The organism is Fibrobacter sp. UWB1 (assembly GCF_002210325.1).
GTDB lineage: Bacteria > Fibrobacterota > Fibrobacteria > Fibrobacterales > Fibrobacteraceae > Fibrobacter.
This window is the reverse complement of sequence record NZ_MWQL01000011.1, coordinates 42,744-61,314: the sequence shown is the minus strand read 5'-3', so window position 1 is coordinate 61,314 and position 18,571 is coordinate 42,744. Positions and strand designations below refer to the sequence as shown.

General features: G+C 50.3%; 12 protein-coding genes. 7 read left to right on the top strand and 5 right to left on the bottom strand.

Annotation, left to right across the window (positions count from 1 at the left end; all coding sequences use genetic code 11):
• Positions 1-5 precede the first annotated feature (5 nt).
• Both B7988_RS09675 and B7988_RS09670 read left to right on the top strand, forming a co-directional pair.
• A complete protein-coding gene (locus tag B7988_RS09675; RefSeq protein ID WP_088657729.1) occupies positions 6-1,586 on the top strand; it encodes a glycoside hydrolase family 43 protein in 1,581 nt (526 codons plus the stop codon).
• 35 nt (positions 1,587-1,621) lie between these two features.
• Positions 1,622-3,280 (top strand): family 43 glycosylhydrolase, encoded by a 1,659-nt coding sequence (locus tag B7988_RS09670; RefSeq protein WP_088657728.1) that lies wholly within the window; start codon positions 1,622-1,624, stop codon positions 3,278-3,280.
• A 282-nt stretch (positions 3,281-3,562) separates the two neighbouring features.
• Here B7988_RS09670 and B7988_RS09665 read toward each other — a convergent pair whose 3' ends face one another.
• The 4 genes from B7988_RS09665 to B7988_RS09645 form a co-directional block, all read right to left on the bottom strand.
• A complete protein-coding gene (locus B7988_RS09665; RefSeq protein WP_088657727.1) occupies positions 3,563-4,933 on the bottom strand; it encodes an LlaJI family restriction endonuclease in 1,371 nt (456 codons plus the stop codon).
• 6 nt (positions 4,934-4,939) lie between these two features.
• Positions 4,940-6,394 carry an AAA family ATPase gene (locus B7988_RS09660; RefSeq protein ID WP_176495122.1) on the bottom strand — a complete coding sequence of 485 codons (1,455 nt, stop codon included), beginning with the start codon at positions 6,392-6,394 and terminating at the stop codon, positions 4,940-4,942.
• Positions 6,391-7,398: a DNA cytosine methyltransferase gene (locus B7988_RS09655; RefSeq protein WP_088657726.1), complete on the bottom strand. Its 1,008-nt coding sequence runs from the start codon at positions 7,396-7,398 to the stop codon at positions 6,391-6,393. The genes B7988_RS09660 and B7988_RS09655 overlap by 4 nt, the downstream gene beginning before the upstream one ends.
• Positions 7,399-8,097: 699 nt before the next feature.
• Positions 8,098-8,913 (bottom strand): Rpn family recombination-promoting nuclease/putative transposase, encoded by an 816-nt coding sequence (locus tag B7988_RS09645; protein WP_088657724.1) that lies wholly within the window; start codon positions 8,911-8,913, stop codon positions 8,098-8,100.
• Between the two features lie 359 nt (positions 8,914-9,272).
• Here B7988_RS09645 and B7988_RS09640 point away from each other — a divergent pair, with 359 nt between their 5' ends.
• Both B7988_RS09640 and B7988_RS09635 read left to right on the top strand, forming a co-directional pair.
• Positions 9,273-11,102 carry a glycosyl hydrolase 53 family protein gene (locus B7988_RS09640; RefSeq protein ID WP_088657723.1) on the top strand — a complete coding sequence of 610 codons (1,830 nt, stop codon included), beginning with the start codon at positions 9,273-9,275 and terminating at the stop codon, positions 11,100-11,102.
• A 16-nt stretch (positions 11,103-11,118) separates the two neighbouring features.
• The gene (locus B7988_RS09635) at positions 11,119-12,774 is read left to right on the top strand and encodes a right-handed parallel beta-helix repeat-containing protein (protein ID WP_249268944.1); all 1,656 of its coding nucleotides are present in this window, start codon (positions 11,119-11,121) and stop codon (positions 12,772-12,774) included.
• 65 nt (positions 12,775-12,839) lie between these two features.
• Here the strand turns inward: B7988_RS09635 and B7988_RS09630 are convergent, their stop codons facing one another.
• On the bottom strand, positions 12,840-13,688 hold the full coding sequence (locus B7988_RS09630) for a TIGR02147 family protein (protein ID WP_073319660.1): 849 nt from the start codon (positions 13,686-13,688) through the stop codon (positions 12,840-12,842).
• 129 nt (positions 13,689-13,817) lie between these two features.
• Between B7988_RS09630 and B7988_RS09625 the strand changes: the two genes are divergently transcribed.
• From B7988_RS09625 to B7988_RS09615, 3 genes are all read left to right on the top strand, one after another.
• Positions 13,818-15,446, top strand: a complete 1,629-nt coding sequence (locus tag B7988_RS09625; RefSeq protein ID WP_088657722.1) for a LamG-like jellyroll fold domain-containing protein — start codon at positions 13,818-13,820, stop codon at positions 15,444-15,446.
• A 171-nt stretch (positions 15,447-15,617) separates the two neighbouring features.
• Entirely contained in the window at positions 15,618-17,003 is a 1,386-nt protein-coding gene (locus tag B7988_RS09620; RefSeq protein WP_073319665.1) for a right-handed parallel beta-helix repeat-containing protein, read from the top strand.
• A 15-nt stretch (positions 17,004-17,018) separates the two neighbouring features.
• Positions 17,019-18,530 (top strand): hypothetical protein, encoded by a 1,512-nt coding sequence (locus tag B7988_RS09615; RefSeq protein WP_088657721.1) that lies wholly within the window; start codon positions 17,019-17,021, stop codon positions 18,528-18,530.
• Positions 18,531-18,571 lie beyond the last annotated feature (41 nt).

Here is an 18,571-nt window from a genome sequence, read left to right as displayed (position 1 = left end):
TGGGTATGTTTAAACGTGCTTTATCTATGCTGATGGGGGTGGCGGCCGTTGCGATGGCTGCAAACCCCCTCACTACAAAATTCTACTCTGCCGATGCCGCGGCGCTCGTGCACAACGATAGCCTGTTCATTTTTGCGGGCCACGACGAGCAGGGCGCTCAGGGGAACAACAAGTTCTTCTTGATGAACGACTGGCATGTGCTGGTGACCGACGACATGGAAAACTACCATGACTACGGTGCGGTACTTTCGTGGCGGACCTTCAAGTGGGCAAGCGGCAACGCCTTCGCGGGCCATTGCGAATACCGTAATGGCAAGTTCTACTGGTACGTGGCCGTGCATCATGCGACTGTCGTGCGTGATGAAGGCTTCGCGATTGGCGTCGCGGTGGCCGATCACCCCTCGGGCCCATGGAAGGATGCTATCGGCAAGGCGCTCGTGACCGACGACACCCCGAACGATGTCGCGCTGAATATCGACCCCGCAATTTTCTACGATGGGAACGACATCTGGATGTATTGGGGCTCGTGGAACGCGGGTCGTCGCGTGAAACTCAAGGAAAACATGATTGAGCTCGCGAGTACGCCCGAAGACATCAAGATCAAGGACTTTTTCGAGGCTCCCTGGATGCACAAGTACCGCGGCAACTACTACTTCAGTTACGCCTCGGGTTACCCTTCTACGACAAACTATTCTATGGCCACGAGCCTGAATGGCCCGTGGACGCAGAAGGGCGTGCTGAATGACAAGCTCGACAATTCCGAGACGAACCACCAGGCGATTTTCAAGTATCTCGGGCATTGGTATTTCATGTATCACGGCGCAAACGCGCCAGGTGGCTGGACTTACCGCCGTTCCGTGAATATCGATTACCTGTACTACGACGAGAATGCGAATATTCAGAAAATCAAGCGTACCACCACGGGTGTAGACAAAGTAAATAACGCGCTCGTGGAAAACGGCACGTACCGCCTGACCGTTTCGCACAGCAACCTGTCGTTTGTTGAAGAGAACGGAATCGTGGTGCAGCGCCCTGAAAGCGAAACAGATGCAAATCAGTTCTGGACGGTGGAACGCAGTGCGAAAAATGCCCGCCATTACACACTCAAGAATTATGGTACCGGCCGCTACTATTGCCCGCCCAAGACGCTGCTCGATACCGTCAAGACGTCGGCGACTGCCTGCGAAATCCGCATCGAGAATGCCTCTGCCGCGAAGGGCTACTACCTGTATGGCGATTACGACAGCGACTTTGTGGGCGACGTGCTGAATGTCTCGAAGGACGCGGGCATGCCCGTGATTACCTGGGTGCGCACCGGCGCCGACAACCAGAAGGTGAAACTCGCGAAGGCGACCCCGCCGTCTGTTGAACCGGAATCGTCTTCTAGCATCGAGGAATCTTCCAGCTCCGTTGTTGCCGAAAATTCTTCGAGTTCCGAAGTCGCGCCCGAAAGTTCTAGCAGCGGAACTACCGCGATTGCTCCGCGCGCAGCTCGCCAGGGAATGCAGGTGCCTGCTCGCAAGGGTTACCGTGACCTCAAGGGCCGCAGTTTTGACAGGCGGATTCCGTATCGGGTGATGTTCTAGCGGAATTAACTTATTCTAAAAACAGGAGTGTTTGGATGTATGGATTGGGAAACGCCCTACGGGGCGGCTTTGTGGGTGTCGGCTTGTCGCTTGCCGTTGCTGCATTTGCCGCAAGCAATCCCATTGTCACGAATATGTTCACGGCAGACCCCGCAGGGCTCGTTTACAACGATACCATGTATATCTTCACGGGGCATGACGAGGCGCCCGTCGGTCACGAAGGTTACATAATGAACGACTGGCACATATTCTCTTCGGGAGATATGGATACCTGGGTGGATCGCGGGGCCGCGCTTTCTATCAGGTCTTTCAATTGGGCGCGTGGCAGTGCCTGGGCGAGCCAGAGTATCGAACGGAACGGCAAGTTCTACTGGTATGTGACTGTGCACGACGGCAGGGACTTTGCAGTTGGCGTCGCGGTTGCGGACCATCCGGCAGGTCCGTACAAGGATGCCATCGGCAAGGCGCTCATTACCAGCGACATGACTCCGGCAAATAGCGGCGTGAATTACGATATCGATCCGACCGTCTTTATCGATGACGACGGACAGGCCTATATTTATTGGGGCAACGGCGCCGTGATGGGCTACAGGCTCAAGGAAAATATGGTCGAACTGCAGGGCAGCATGTTCAACGTGACGCCGCCCAGCTTTACCGAGGCGCCATACGTTCATAAAAGGAACGGCTACTACTTCTTGACGTATGCCTACGGCTGGGAAGAACGCATTGGCCAGGCGACCATGAAAAGCCCGACAGGGCCCGTATCCAATTCCAAGGTTATTGTCGGTTACAACAAGAATTCCAATACGAGCCATCAGGCGTTCGTCGAATTCCATAACCAGTGGTATTACATATACCATACGGGCGCGATTGGCGGCAGTTTTCGCCGTGCATTGTGTGTGGACTACGCCTACTACGAAAACGACTCGACCATCGCGAACATCACCATGACCGATACGGGTGTAAAGAAGGTTGACCATGCGCCGATCAGGGATGGCGTTTACCGCATCAAGGCGCGGCACAGCGGCCTGAGTCTCGAAGATGCGGCTTCCGCAGTAATCCAGATGGATTCCGAAGAAAGCGAATCGCAGCTGTGGGCGCTCAGAAGAATCGACGGTTACACCTACACGCTCAGGAACCTCGAGACGGGAAAGTACCTTTCGTTCGGAAAGGGGAACCTGCTGGATACCGCAAGGACCGTCAATGCCGAAAACAGGATTATCATCGAGAACTTTAACGTGGATGACGGTTACCGCCTGTACGCGGATACCGCAAGTGAATACCTGGGCGATGTCCTGAACATCTCTACGGAGGCGGGAATGCCGCTTGTCGTGTGGAAACAGACCGGAACGCAGAATCAGTCGTTCAAGTTTGAATACATGGGCGACGAATCTGCATATAGTTCTTCCAGCGTAGAGGTCGCGCCCGAAAGTTCCAGCTCCGAGGACGTGTCGAGCAGTTCCGCAGAAATTACGTCGCTAGTCGCAGCGCCTGGGAATCTCGGTGCGCGGGTTGTCGGCGTTTCTCGCGCGGATGGTTTGCGGTTCTCGCAGGCTGCGGATTACGCCCTGATGAACCTGCACGGCATGGTGGTTGCCCGCGGGCACGCCGCGCAAGTTTCGGTGAGTGATTTTGCTCCCGGCGCATACGTGGTATGGCTCGGCGGCCGCATCCAGAAAATCGAGCTGAGGTAAAGCATGTTCAGTCGTGAAAATTTTGCCATCGTCAAGCAGATTGCGGTGCTCAGCCTGCTCGCCATCGCGCTAGGGCTTGTTTACGGGTGAGTGCTGCTCTCGGATGTTGCCTCAATTTCGTAAAAGCGCCGCTCGCCGGCATTCCTGATGCGCATGAGAACCTGATAATGATTTCAACTTAGCGTGAAATTTGGGGGATTGGAGATTTGACAATCACTGATTGTCAAATTGAAAACACAGAGAAAATCTTACATAACGAGACGCGTGCATTGGATTTCAAAATCACAATGCTGTCAACCCCGTGAGTTCTCTTTGCGCGGAAGGATTATTTGCGTAGTTCCGCATGACAGATTTCATGTCAAGGAGAATGCAGCGGATTTTGTGATAAGGTCGGTTTTCGTCCTTCATGTTTTTCCAGTCACCATAGATGTAACCGACGCGTTTCATTTGGAAGGTCGCTGAGCTTGCCGAAGCGCCTTCCGCATCCGCACAGTACGGCATAATGAATGCATTGTAAATGCTTAAAGTGTCATCCTGAGCGAAGTGTAACGAAGTCGAAGGATCTCCCAACATCTTTTCCACATATTCCGCGTAAGCCATCTGTTTACACACGGATTCGGCCCCCGGCAAATGCGAATTGAAACCAGTCAAGCCATATTTGTAGTACTTGGAATCAAGGATATACACTCTCTCCCCCATAACCATAATCGTATCAGGCCGGAGTGTGGAACGTTTCGAGTCGTTCAGGACTATTTCTTCTTCAGATTCATCAAGTTTTTCATCGCGGCATCCGTCATTCCATCTCAAATGCGGATTAAATTTATCCTTGGCAACTCCCTGCGGCAACCTTCCGAAAATCTTATCCACCATCGCTTCCCACACGGGAGCGAACTTCTTTACCCCAAAATAGAATCCGTTTGCAATCTTTCCGTCTTCAGTTTTATGCCCGGCAAGATACTCCACAATTCGTGCCAAATCAGCAAGCAAGCGTAAATCACGGTCGTTAAACGTTTTCGCAAGTTTAGAATGAATTGCGTTACAGAACAGGTCATAATCAAAATCCAAATGCGGCTCTTCGGACGGTTCTATGCCGAATAAAAATCCGAGTTTCACAAGAGCGTCATGAACGCAGAACTTATGGACCTGCGTAATGAGCGTATCTTCGTTATAACTGACTTTACGGGCGATAAAATCCAGGTACACAAGATTCTGGGCATCTTCGGTAATGGCAGGTTGCACGGCCTTGATTGTCCGTCCCCAATTGATTTTCCCGTTCGCCCCTTTCTTATACAGGATTTCTTTTTCATCAAGGTAGCCGAAATCAAGAAAATTCCGGATAACATTCAAGTACGAAACCATCGGAAATTCAGATTCGCCATGTTCCTCCGCGAATGTGGAAATGGACGAATCCTGATGAATCTGTTCCTGTAGCAAAGGGTCAGAAAGTACCGTAAAAAGATTGACGACACATTCCCGTAATTCTTCTTCGGGGAGCTCACGCAAGGCCGAGTCATCCTTGAAATATCCCAAAGGAAAGATGATGCTTGTTTCCAGTGCACCATCTTCCTTTGATTTTTCACAGCGAATGCCGACGAACTCGGTCTCCGAATTCGCTTTGGATTCGCAGAAACATATTTCGTTCAACTTTTGCATCAAGGATTATAACGTTGGCGATGCTACAAATGCGACAAGATTCTCCTTGTCCTTGAAAACGTCAAAGCGTTCTTTCCCTTCAGGAGGATTTTCAAAGAAGTTAATCAGCTTTTCTAGGGTATCAATCCCTTCGGCAAATACTTGCGGACGCTTGAACTTGAAAACGTCATCCCACAAGAACTTTAAAACCTTTTCGGCAAAGACCTTGTCGTCGATAATGCCGCCCACGTTGCTCACGAACCAGACTCCAAGCCGCTTGTCTTCGGTACTGGAAAGTCCTTTCAGGGTTGCCGTAATTTTGGCATTGATCCATCCCCAGAATTGCCCCCATTTAATACCGGTATCGTCAATTTCGGCATTGTACTGAGCATTGACGGCAGACTGAGTGAGGTCGAATTCGTTGCGGACTAGTTCCATGTCGAAACGGCGCTGGAAAGCGTTATCCAACGTGAACACATTCTGGTCGCTGGTGTTCATCGTCGCCAAGATGGAAAGGTTAGGCGGCAAGCGGATAGCCGTATTTGAATCAAAGCGAATATTCCCAATCTGGATGCTATTTTCATTTCCCCGAATATAGGCGTTGACATCATCGTTCTGGACAAAATACTGGCTCCAGCCTTCTGTAAACGTGTTTACAGCAGCATTTGCTGGGTCGTTGCCGAGAGAGTCTGTTTCGCCAGCCTTGAGCCTATCCAACAACTGGAAGGTATCGCCGAAAATGGCGGCCGCATTACCGCGGTTGATTTCTTCGATAACCAGATAAAATTGTTCATTAGGGTTGAGATACGCCCGCTTGATAATTTGCGTAAACGGCCCAGGAGTAAATTCATAGGTGACATGGCCGTTGACTTTCGGCAAGATTTGCCCGATGAACTCGGCGTTGGTGTATTCTGGGTGGAACACGACACGAACCTTGTTCTTCTCAGGAACGTTCTTCAGTTGCTCCCTGATTTTATTGCTCTTGCCGCAGCCAGGAACACCGTAGTAGATGATTTGGGAAGGGGTGAAATTAGGTAAACTAGAGCCAAGGCCATTATCTGTCCCTGAATCATCTTTTTTCACATCATTGATGGTTGTGTCAACAACCTCTTGAATACTGTCGAAAAAATTTTTTAACGTTATTGCGTCGTAAATCTTTCTGGGATTATTTGGGGAATTTCCTTGATAAACTTCCCATAATTCGCTTTCACGATTTTGATGAACTAATACATATTGATCAGCTCGTAACTGTGTAACTCCTGAAAAAGTTTGATTTGACAAAGGTTTGCCATTTAAAGAATCTAAAAGCAGTAAAAATTGATTGCGTAAAATTCCGCTATTCAATCTGTTTCGGCTTGAGCCAATATATTCATTGGAATCAAATGCTTTCGCTGTATTGATGATGGTCTCATCATTTTTTTGTTTTTGATTAAATCCATATTGACTAAATAATCTATCTGCATCGTATTTTCCAAACATCATGCACCCCACTTTTTGAGATTCTCTTTTTTCTGCGGTTCAGGGGAACTTGCACCCAACGGGAATCCCATCAAGTATTCAGCATTCTTTGGAGCCGGTTTTCCAAAAACCTCTTTGAAATTTCTACAACCTTGATGTTTCATCATTGATGGGGCTGAGTAGTTTGCCATCGTAGTTGGCGTATGAACTAACCCCATCTCTTCACCATAGGTTTTCCTTATCCAAGTTTTCTGTTTTTCAAAAACCTGGGATATTTCTTTTTCCGAAACATCTTCTGTATACGTTCCATTTTCAATGTGGCGATTTACCAAAATCCTAAATGCACTTGCGGCAACAAAAGGCGATTGAGCGTTTCCGACTCCTTTCAGTTGTTCTCGGCGGTCCGCAATAGGAACATCTACACCAAGGTCATCAGGATTCTTACTCCAGTAAGAACCTTTAAATTTGGGAAGGCTAATGATGTGGTCTTTTATCTTTTCAAAAACTTTCTGATTCTTGACCGCCAACAACCAGAAACGGTTACGCTGATGATCGGCTCCAAGATTTGAACAGCTCAAGCGGCAAAACTGAACTTTGTATCCAATAGACTCCAAATCTTCCTTTGCTTTTGAAATAGCACGTAATACAACATTTTCACCGAAAACAACCGGAGCGTCAGATTCTTTGGTGAAGCGCAACATTTCATCCCAAAGGTTTTTCTCTGCGATATTTTTACCATGGGCCGCAGTACTGAAAGCCTGACAGGGAAACCCTCCGCACAGGACATCAAATTTTCCTTTAAATTCTTTGCCATTTAATGCGCGAAGATCTCCGTAAATTTCAAACGGATTCATCCATCCGTCTTTTTGACGTTGTTTCAAAACCTTCTGACAAAAATCACTGATTTCAACACCTGCACAACATTCGTGGCCTAATAGTTCACCTCCATAAATACCACCACCAATTCCAGCAAAGAGATGAAATTCTTGGATTTTGGCTTCGGTTGTTGCGGCTTTTTTCTGTGCCATTTTTTCGCTCCATTTTGAAAGTGAACGAGTTCACTCTCGCGGGAGCGGTTCTGGCCGATTCGTTTGGCCGGGGTGCAGGCAAAAAGAACGGCGGGGAGCCGACTCACTCCTCGCCTAAAAGCGCGACATTTTCAAAAGAATACAATACACCCGCAAAATCCCGAGCGGATACAATACGCCCAAGGTACACTACGCCCATGCAATCCACGGGCGATGGCGAGTCATTGCCTTATTCCTTGTGTATGAAAGTGTCGAAGTTTCAGTTAGAGGACAAGAGCAAAACTCAGCGAGTCCACCCCCGTTCCGCACCTGTCCAGTCTTTTTCGAAAATAAAAAAGGCGTGGAGTTGAATGCATTTACCTACCTGAGGCCTTCGACTGCCCTACACAAATAAACGCAAACAACTCACGCCCCAAAATGGCCGTTTGCCTACAGGCAGATTTATCAAATATGCATGTACCAAAACGATGCGGCAGGCTTGCGCCGGTCGCAGACGTGAGCGTCCGTCTTATTCCCTGTGTATGAAAGTGTCGAAGTTTCAGATAGAGAACAAGAGAAAACTCTATTTGCCTTGAAATATAGATTTTTGGAATGGCAAAAGATGACACTTGCCGTTTTTGTTCCAAAAAAGCGACCTAAAACCGTGAAAACCGGCCCCTGCGGACCGGCTTTGGGCTTATTTTCTTGAAAAGGGCTTACTTAAAGAAGCCCGTGTTCCTTGAGAATCTTCTCGTACTTGTCGGCACGAGACTTTTCTTCGTCAGCACGAGTTTCCGCCTCGTCAGCACGGGATTCAGCCTCGCTGGCGCGCTTTTCGGCTGCTTTAGTGCGCTGGCGCTCATCGTACACCAAGTCATCCAATTCCTGTTGCCAAGTCATATAGCGCTTCCTCGTTTCGTTGTCCGACAGATACCATTGCCGCTGAAGTTCGATGTTCTTTGTTCCCTTGGATGTTGCCTTGTTGGTCGCAAAGTATTCAAGATACTCCTTGACCGACTGCTCGGCGACATCCCTGTACTTATTGAATATATAAAAATTTTTGTAACAGAGGTCACCCAGTTCGTGTTCGGGATGCCCTTTTTCCAGATTCTTGAACGTGTAGACGGCACGACCCTGCTTGAAAATATCGTCGGGGCAGATGAAGATGATGTACTGTTCCTTGAGGTTACGGTAGGATTCGCCCTTGTTCAGGGCTTCTGAATCGCACAGTGCCTGGTAGTAGCGGGCACGCTTCGGAAGCTCGTGGGTGTCCTCAATCTGCATCTCGATGTCGAAGGTGCGCGTAATCTCGCCATCGGGGCCCTGTTCCTTTACGAACACGTCGTAGCGGACGCCCTTGTTGAAGGGGCTTGTTTCGGTGGATTTCTCCGGCTCCGGTTCCTGCAGGTCAAAAATCTTGATTCCGAGAATGGCTTCCAGGAAAGGCTTCGCGATATGCTTATGGCTGAATACCAGCGCGAACATGAAGCGGTTCGTGATGGGCAGTTCCTCGAACGGAACGTGGTTTGGATCCATAATGCTCCTTTACGCGGTATGCGCCGCGCGGTTTAAAAACAAAAAAGAGCCGTTCCTACATCATATAAAATAATACGATATAGAAAACGGCTCTTTTGTGAGCTTGGCCAGCTATTTACTGGTCGTGTAGAATATAGCAAACGATTCTGTAGAAAAGTAATGTTTCAACAAAAAAACGTCTATTATTGCGATTTTATAACTGAATGGTTGTAAAACCCTCGTTTTCCGCCCAAAATCGCCAATTTTAAAATTTTTCAAAAAATATAGTACGCTTTGTAGTAAAAAGAGTTATATTTATAGAAAATTGTAGTACAATTTATAGTACAACAAAATATTAACTAAAATCAAAGGAGTGACGGATGTTTGGATTGGGAAAAATCATCAGGAAAACGGCGCTGGTTCTGGGTGCCGTGGCGGTTGCGGCGCTTGCGCGCCCGTATATCGTGGGTGTCGATGTCTCGTGGGTGCTCGAAGATGAGTCGTTAGGGGCAAAGTACTACGATAACGGCAAGCAGCAGGATCTCTTTGATATCCTGCAGAATCATGGAATCAACTTTATCCGCGTGCGCACCTTCGTGAATTCGTGCATCGGCTACGCCAAGGAGAGTTACTCCGGTGCAAATTCCAACGTGTGCTGGTGCGACCTGGAACATACCATTGCGCTCGCCAAGCGCATCAAGGCGCACAACATGGGATTCTTCCTGGATTTCCACATGAGCGACACGTGGGCATCCATCGGCCACCAGAATGTTCCGGCCTCGTGGGCGGGCAAGAGCAATGCCGAGATGGGCAAGCTCGCCTATAACCACGTGAAGACGACCATGGATGCGCTCATGAAGGCGGGGCTGCGCCCCGACATGGTGCAGGTGGGTAATGAAATCAACTCGAGGGTGGCGGGCGTTTCGCTGAGCAAGACGGCGGACTTCGCGAACATCATCAATTCGGGCGTGCGTGCGGTGCGCGAGACGGATCCTTCCATCAAGATTGTGATGCAGCATGGACAGCCGCGTCCCGAGAAGGGCTTCGCGGATTGGTACAACAAGATTCACGCGAACATCGACTACGATGCCATTTGCGGTTCCACCTACGGCACCACGAACAACGGGCAGGATTGGCGCGATATGTTCGGCTTGGTGGTCAAGAACAAGAAGGCGGTGCTGAGCTGCGAATATACGGGCGAACGCACGGCCCTCGTGAACTCGGTGTTCTATGAATTTGGTGACCTGGGCTGGGGAACCTTCGTGTGGGAGCCGACCCGCTACAGCAACAAGCCGATGTTTGATCGCGACGGCCAGAAATATACGGCGAATGCGCGCCTTAGGGAACTGCGCGATATAGCGAAAAAATACAACGCGACGCTCCCGGACTGGGTGCAGAACGGCAAGGCCGTAAAGAAGTACAACGTGAAGACGACGGTCGCTTACGGCGGTTCGATTGCGCAGAGCATCGAGGGTAGTGAAATTGCGGAAGGGAGCAAGGTGACCTTTACGGCCGTTCCGCAGGAGGGCTGGGAATTCGTGGCGTGGACCGGCGACAACACGGGTAACGGCAAGGAATACACGGTGGCAAGTCTCGGCAAGGATGTGAACCTGGGCGCGACCTTCAAGTTCGTGGGCAAGGATTCGCTCAAGTACGAAGCAGAAAACGGCGTGTTCAACAAGGCGGTTCTCGAATCGACGCACGAGGGCTTTTCGGGCAAGGGCTACGCGAATCTCGATAACGAGGTGGGGTCTTCGGTGACGCTTTCCGTGGTTACTGCAAGCGAGGGCGATAAGGACGTGAAGATTGTCTTTGCGAACGGCTCTACGGCAAACCGCCCGGTAAGTGTCGTGGTGAACGGCAAGGTGCAGGTGGAATCGGTGGACTTCGAATCGACGGGTGCCTGGGAATCGTGGGATTCGAGTACGGTGACGCTCAGGTTGCCTGCGGGGGCAAGCGCCATCACCATCGCCTCACTCACGAAGGATGGCGGCCCGAATATCGACCGCATCGAGTTCGTGGATAAAAATGCGGTGGTCCCTGTCAATCCTGGCGACTCGGCGGTGGGCGACAGCGGCACGACGGTGCTCCAGCGGATCCCTGTGCGTAGCAATACGCTCCGTAACGGTGGCCGGAACTTCCTAGTGAACGGGCGTTCTGTGGGTGCATTGAAGAACCGCGCGTCAAGAATCAGGGTGTATACAAAGTAACAGGATGAGGCGAGGTATGAAAATGAAGCGCGTGTTGTGTGCGGCCGTGATTGCCTTGGCTGCTGCGGAAACTTTCGGGGCGACCTACTATGTGGCCCCCGCTGGCAAGAATACGAACAAGGGAACGAAGGATAGCCCGTTTGCGACCCTCAACAAGGCGAATTCCGTGGTGAACGCGGGCGATACCGTGTGGATTCGCGGCGGAACCTACCTGCATATGGACACAAACTATGTGAAAAACGACAACATGTTCGCGGGCATTCACCTGACCAAGAGCGGTTCAAGTGACAACAAGCGAATTCATTACCTCGCGTATCCGGGCGAAAAGCCGGTCATCGACTTCAGCAAGATGCCGATTGCCGATGGTTCGAACAACGTAAGGTACACTTCGGGTATCCTTATCCAGGCGCAGTACCTGCACCTGAAGGGGCTCGAAGTCAAGAACGTTCCTATGAAGGGCGAATCGAATGTGGGCGTGTACGTGTCCCGCAGCAAGCATATCTTCTTGGAGTTGATCGATAGCCACCACAACGGCGGCTCGGGATTCTTCGTAAACGAGAAGGGCTCGGGAAGCGGCGGCGGACATTTGTTCTTGAACTGCGACAGTCACGACAACTACGACCCCAACGGACGCCAGGGCGACGGCCAGAATGCCGATGGCTTCGGCGTGCATTACCAGACTGGCGGCGATACGACGAAGTTCATCGGTTGCCGTGCTTGGTGGAACAGCGACGACGGCTGGGATTTTATTAGCCAGGAGTTCCCGGTGGTTGTCGAGAACAGCTGGGCAATGGGCCACGGCTACAGCAACTACGGGACCGGCAAGCCGAAGGATGGCAACGGCAACGGTTTCAAGGCAGGGAGCAGCAAGACGGGTGTGCGCCATACCATCCGCAACTGCGTCGCCTGGAAAAACAAGGCGTCTGGTTTCTATGCAAACCACAGCAGCGGTGGTAACGATTGGTTCAACAATACGGCCTATATGAACGGCACTGCGTTCAACATGTGGGCGAGCACCTGGGATGCAAATGACAACCGCACCGACGGTGTCGTGCTCAAGGGGAGCAAGGCTCACGTGATGAAAAACAATATCGCCTTCCCGAACAAGACGGCCTACATTGGCGGCGAATATGCGGCGGGTGAATACAATACCTGGAACCTGAACATCACCCCGAAGGAATCGGATTTCGTGAGTGTCTCAGACCCGAGCATGACCGTGACGGGCAAGGAACTCGGACCTCTCGGCGGTGCATTCGGCCCGCGCCAGGCCGACGGTAGCCTTCCGGATATTGACTTCCTGAAGCTCGCGAAAAATAGCCAGATGATTGACAAGGGCGTGAATGTGGGGCTCAAGTACGAGGGCAAGGCTCCGGATTTGGGTGCGTACGAATACGGCTATGTGTCGCCTGTTATAGTGCCGGTCGATACCACGCCGAAGGATACTGCTGTAACGCCGATTGTCGTTCCGGTCGATACGTCGGTTGCGCCGGTCGATACGACTGCGGATTCTACGGAAGTTTCTGTGGGTGATTCGACGACGTTTGTGCGCCCGCTTCCGCAACGCAGGTCGAACATGCAGCAGCCGGGCCGCCTGTTCTACGTGAACGGCCGCTCGGTGAACGCGCTACGTGCAGGTGACCGCAAGGCAGTGCAGCCCACATTCGCAAAGTAGTTTTCAATACCAAACAAGGCGTCCCGACGAATGTCGGGGCGTTTTTGTATAAAAATTATGGAAAATTATTTCCCGCCGACGGGGAACAGGGCAAATTCCAGTTGGAAAACTTTATCGCTCCCTTCGTCTTCTTCGGCGAGGAGCGCGATTTCTTTACGGAAGGCGTTGATTCGCTCTACAATGCGTTCGTAGCCTTCTTGGCTGATTCCAAGCGTAAGGCCCGAAACATGGCGCGTGCCAGGAGCGTCGCGGTCAATGGAATCTGCAGCGAGCTTTAGGCAATTCTGGTGATAGCCGCGGAGTGCGAGTTTCGAGGTGCGATCACCGGTGGTAATGGCGCTTTCGGTCAGCACGTACTTGCCCGATTCATCTTTCTTGATGAGTTGACATTCTTCGAGTAGCTTTACGGACTGTTTCGCCTGTTCGACAGTGATGTTCGGACGAACTTGCTTGGCGAGCGCCTCGTAGTTGCCGTCAAAACCGAACATGCCAATCAGGCTACGGATTGTGAGATGTCGCCAGTCGGAATACACCATGTACTGTGCATGCCCGAGCAAATGCTGCTTCTCGGCGAATCGTACGACTTTGAGCACGGCCTGCATTTGTTCGAAGGCGACGTTGCGTTCGTCGGTTGTTTCGGCCTGGTTGAACTTGACAAGCGCTACGAAAAATTCGGTTTCGTGCTTGCCGAGGCGAAGCCCCGAAGCCACTTTGGGAATGCTTTGGCTCGAAAGGTTTTTGTCGCCGTTCATGACGCGGCTAATAAAGTCCTTGGCCTTGAAACCGATCTTGTCCGAAAACACGCGGAGCGAAAAGGCGGGGTTCGCCTCTTTCTTTGCGTTGTAGTAATCTTTCAAAAATTCCCGGTAATCCAGGTATTCGAAGATTCTTTTTGTCGGTTTCTTTTCGCCCATACCCTAAATGTAAGAAAAATGTCTGAGTAGAGGGGGATTGGCGGTATTTTCCCGTTGTCTAGAAACAACGCCTTATAATAGGGAATATTTGTTTTCCTTTTTAGCGAAACTATATTTATATTAGTGGTGATGGATACTTTGAAATACTTTTTAGCGGGTTTCGTTGCCCTTTTTGTGGGTTGTTCTTCGAACAGCCAAGTGGCGGGCAATAGTGCTGAAACGGGTTCCCCGGAACTCGCGGGTGTCTTGATGTTGGACGGCGGCAAGCCGGCCGCATATGCTAAGGTTCAGTGCGTGCCGGGCGACTACAACATTCTTGCGGCGAGCAACGCAGAACAGACTCTGCCATCTGCGTTCGAAACCGAAACGGATGAAAACGGAAATTATGAGTTTGACTCCATCCCGTCGGGCAGTTTCTCCTTGGAGGCTTTCCACCAGGAATCCGGCCAGATGCTCCTGCTGCAGAACCTGAATGCCGAAGAGGACGAGCCCCTTGCTGTAAATGACACCTTGCAAGGTCCGGGTACGGTCAAACTTCTCGTATCGGGCGCTTTCCGCGAAAACCAAAGCGGCGAGGCGATTGTCATCGGGACGACCATTCGCAGAAGTGTCTCCGTGCAGAACGGGAAAATCGTGGTCGATAGCCTCCCGGCAGACACGTTTGAACTTATTGTTTACATGGATGGCATGAGCCCGTTTGGATTTAAGGATGTTTCCGTAAAGCCTGAAGAGACTACAGTCTGGGGCGATTCGGTGACGTACACATTGAAAGCTCCGCTCGTACTCCCCGAAGGAATCGATTCGCTCGGTACCGTCGTGAGCGATTTCCCGCTGGCCATCCGCTTGACGAAAAATGAAATTACCTTCGATTCCGCGGAGGTGGTGAACGGCCGTTGGGAGGCCGTGCGCATTTCGCAGGACGGAAATCGCAGCAAGAAACTCCCCATTACGCAGACTTACTTTGACGCTTCTGCCAAGGAGGCCGTGTTCTGGGTGAGTGTCGATTCGCTGAATGTTTCAGATTCCCTGGAACTCCATTTTGACAACACCATGAACCCCGCATACGCAAAGGATGTGTTCCCCACGAACCGCAGCTATTCTTTGGTGTGGCATTTCGATAGCGGCCTTGCACCTGTGGACGATGGAGCGGAAAAGGGATACTTCGAAGGTCTGCCGACAGGGGTCGTGGCTGCCGACGGTGTTGTTGGTAGGGGAGTGGAACTTGATGAAGGCGATGTTATTGTCGTCGAGAATTCGAGTGCGGCTGATTCCTCGCGCAAGGTGAACTTGAATTATGACGGAAGCGGATATTTCTGCTTCTCTGTATGGGTAAAGCTCGAAAGTCTTGAATCGGAGCAGACCATTTTCAAAAAGTCCAAGGAATATGCATTGCGCTATGTTCCAGAGAAAGGTTTTGTCGTGGACCTCTGGGTTCCCGATTCAAGTTCTGATTCTGTGAAATATGCTTGGTTGTCGGGAATGTCAGATATCAAGGCGGGCGAGTGGGTGTATGTCGCCTTCAGCCGCCACACGATATCGCAGTCCAATTTCTACGTGAACGACCGCAAGATTGAAACGGAGCCGGAACAAATCGCTTGGACGGGCGTCCGTGATATCGCAGACTTTGAAGTCGGCGGCTTTACCGGTACGATTGACGAACTCATGCTCGGTAGCTGTTTCCGCGATGACGACTGGACACGCCTTACCTACCTGAACCAGCGTCCCGAAAATTACTGGCCAGCCCTTTCGGCCCGCTAGGCGTAATCCATAAATAATTGTTTTTTTTGTAAAAATGAGAACATTTTTACAAAAAATCGCTGTATCTATTGACTTTGCGAAAAGAATAACTTATATTCTGTTTTGATATTTTGAGAACATCTTTGAGAACAGGAATGAATGTTTGTCGGAATATCAAAGGATGTACTTGGGATGAATTATTTGAAGAATATCCGCTTGGTGGAAATTTTGACGGCAGCTTTTGCCGTTTTGGCGCTTGCCGGGAATACCCATGTAAAGCCTGGCGACGATTTTATTTCGGCCATGACTAAGGCCTCCGCCGGAGATACCGTCTTTTTTGAAGCGGGAACATACCAGGTGCCCTATACAGAGGGTCAGGCGAATACGATTACACTTTCTAAGTCAGGAATGGCGGACAAGCCCATTGTGTTCTATGCGGCGGGCCATGCGACTGCCGTGATAGACTTCCAGTTCCCGGAACTCACCTATGTCGACAAGGGCGTGGGGCTGAGCATGACCGGCAGTTATTACGAACTTCACGGTCTCGCCATTACCCGTGCGGGATACCAGGGAGCCTATGTGACAGGGTCGTACAACAAGTTCTACAACATGTCGTTTTTCGAAAACCGCAATTCCGGTTTAGAAATTAACAAGGGCGGGAATCATACGCTGGTGGTCAACGTAGATGCGTACCGTAATTATGACCCCAAGAAAAAGGGCGGCATGGCTGACGGCTTTGCGAGCAAGCAGACTCAGGGAGCAGGAAATGTGTTCATCAACTGCCGTGCTTGGGAAAATTCCGACGACGGTTTTGACTTTTTTGATTCACCCGACAGTGTCATTGTCTATGATTCCTGGGCGTTCCGGAATGGGGTCAATGTTTTTGGCTATGCGGCCGAGCTCTTTGATGGAAACGGCAATGGCTTTAAGATGGGCGGCAATAAAGCCCAAGCGAATCACCGTTGCACGCGTTGTATTGCGTTTGACAATCCGGTAAAGGGCTTTGACCAGAACAACAATACGGGTGGCATTACGGTGGAACAGAGCCTTGCTTACCGCAACGGAAGCAGTGGTGCCGCCAATTATGGAATGGGTGGGGCGCTGAATGCGGGGCAAAAGCATCACCTGCGGAACAATATCTCTTATAAGGGCAAAAATGCCGACTCTTTTGGTTCGTCTAGCGAACAGAAAACGAATTCCTGGAACATTTCGGTGACTGTGAGTGACGATGACTTTGAGTCGTTGGACACAAGCCTTGCGACGATTGCCCGAAATGCGGATGGACTGCTCCCGTACACAAAGTTGTTCCGCCTGAAAAAAGGGAGCGTCTTGATTGACAAGGGGACGGAAATTGGCTTTGATTATGTTGGCTCGGCACCGGATCTTGGACCTTACGAATATGGCGAAATTGCAGCAGAATCCAGTTCTTCGGAAGTGTCTTCTAGCAGTGCTGCAACGACTGTTATTCGCCGCAGGGTGGCCCCTGCTGACAGGCGTAAAGTTGCTCCGAGGTTCAATGCATTGGGGCGTTCGGTAAAATCCGCGGAACCTTTCCGTTGGAGCGTCAGTTGGTTTTAATAAAGAGGAGGAAAAATGAAAGCAAAATATTTGGCAATTCTCTTGATGAATGTGGGGCTCTTTGCGGCTACCCCTAACTTCGATATGGTGGGGTATGCCACTTTGGAAGGGGGCACTACCGGCGGTAACGGGGGCAAGGTTGTGGAAGTCTCCAACTTTGCAGAATTTAAGCAGTACGCCGAAGATTTGGAAACTCCTTACGTCATTATCGTGAAGGGTGAAATCAATACCGGTATCAAGACGTTTATCGATGAAAATGGCCATGTGGCCTCTTCGGGTACGGCAACGACTTATGGCGAATTGGTCTTGGTCGGCAATAACAAGACGATCATCGGTAAAGGCGAATCGGCGTTCCTTAATCGAGTGGGCCTGATGATTCAGAATAAACATAACATCATCATTCGTAACATCAAGTTCACCATGAGCGATGTTCCCATTAGCAAGACCGACGAAAACAAGGTGATCGCTTTCCGCAATGGGACAGAAGTTGTCCTCAATGACCCGGACTGCATCGCGATTTCTGCGGACTCTGCTGCCACTAACTGGGCTGACAAGAATAAGCAGGGAAGCCATAACATTTGGATCGATCACTGCGAATTCTATAATGCCTACACCAGCAACAAGGACCGCTACGATGGTCTGCTGGATGCCAAGAACAACATTTACAATGCGACTTTTAGCTGGAATTATTTCCACAACCATCATAAGGGAAGCCTCATTGGCAATAGCAACGGAGATAGTCTTCGTCATGAAATAACTATCCACCATAACTTTTATAAGGACCTGGATGCGCGTACTCCCATGATGCGCCATACTAAAATTCACCTTTATAACAACTATGTTCTCGGTCAGGGAACAGGCAACGGCCCGAATGTTCGCTATGGTTCTGACGACTACTTTGAAAATAATCACTATGCGGGCCTCAGCAAGGCGATTTTCGCTGGTGATGATGGCGTGGCTACCATTGTTGGAAACTATTACGAAGGCTGCGCCAACTTCCAGAGTAGTGGCTGTAACAGCAAAAAAATGAAGATTTCCGTAAATCCCGGTACTTCGCTTACTTCCAAGGATACCGCATGGGTCACTTACGATACGGAAATCCCTAAGGGAACTTTCAATCCCAAGAGCGTCTACAGCTATAGTGCAGATCCCGTAGGCGATGTGAAGGGCTTGGTGACAAATTATTCTGGCATTGGTAAAATTGATATCAGCGAATATGAAAAAGGAACGAAAATCGACCCGGTGATTGTTAGCTCAAGTTCTGTCGCCGAAGTAAGTTCTAGTAGCGTTACGAATTCTTCAAGTAGCTCCGAAAACACAACGCGGTTGATTGCAACCGATGTCGAGTTCACCATTTCGCCTATGACCAAGGTGCAAATTTTCTCCTTGACAGGAAAACTGATCAAGCAGGGCTTTTACAGCGAATGGGAACAATTGAAGTCTAGCCTCCCGCAAGGCCACTACATTGTGCGAGGGCTTCACCAAACATTAATATTCCAGTCCCGAAGAAAATGCTCTCGTCTTTAAGGTAGTGGAGCAATCGTTGTCTGTAGACAACACGTAAACAA

Bases quoted from the DNA above. Each gene is read 5' to 3' on its own strand.
- B7988_RS09655 (WP_088657726.1), bottom strand. From the start codon at position 7,398: ATGGCACAGAAAAAAGCCGCAACAACCGAAGCCAAAATCCAAGAATTT.
- B7988_RS09660 (WP_176495122.1), bottom strand. From the start codon at position 6,394: ATGATGTTTGGAAAATACGATGCAGATAGATTATTTAGTCAATATGGA.
- B7988_RS09670 (WP_088657728.1), top strand. From the start codon at position 1,622: ATGTATGGATTGGGAAACGCCCTACGGGGCGGCTTTGTGGGTGTCGGC.
- B7988_RS09630 (WP_073319660.1), bottom strand. From the start codon at position 13,688: ATGGGCGAAAAGAAACCGACAAAAAGAATCTTCGAATACCTGGATTAC.
- B7988_RS09645 (WP_088657724.1), bottom strand. From the start codon at position 8,913: ATGGATCCAAACCACGTTCCGTTCGAGGAACTGCCCATCACGAACCGC.
- B7988_RS09640 (WP_088657723.1), top strand. From the start codon at position 9,273: ATGTTTGGATTGGGAAAAATCATCAGGAAAACGGCGCTGGTTCTGGGT.
- B7988_RS09675 (WP_088657729.1), top strand. From the start codon at position 6: ATGTTTAAACGTGCTTTATCTATGCTGATGGGGGTGGCGGCCGTTGCG.
- B7988_RS09615 (WP_088657721.1), top strand. From the start codon at position 17,019: ATGAAAGCAAAATATTTGGCAATTCTCTTGATGAATGTGGGGCTCTTT.
- B7988_RS09665 (WP_088657727.1), bottom strand. From the start codon at position 4,933: ATGCAAAAGTTGAACGAAATATGTTTCTGCGAATCCAAAGCGAATTCG.
- B7988_RS09635 (WP_249268944.1), top strand. From the start codon at position 11,119: ATGAAAATGAAGCGCGTGTTGTGTGCGGCCGTGATTGCCTTGGCTGCT.
- B7988_RS09620 (WP_073319665.1), top strand. From the start codon at position 15,618: ATGAATTATTTGAAGAATATCCGCTTGGTGGAAATTTTGACGGCAGCT.
- B7988_RS09625 (WP_088657722.1), top strand. From the start codon at position 13,818: ATGGATACTTTGAAATACTTTTTAGCGGGTTTCGTTGCCCTTTTTGTG.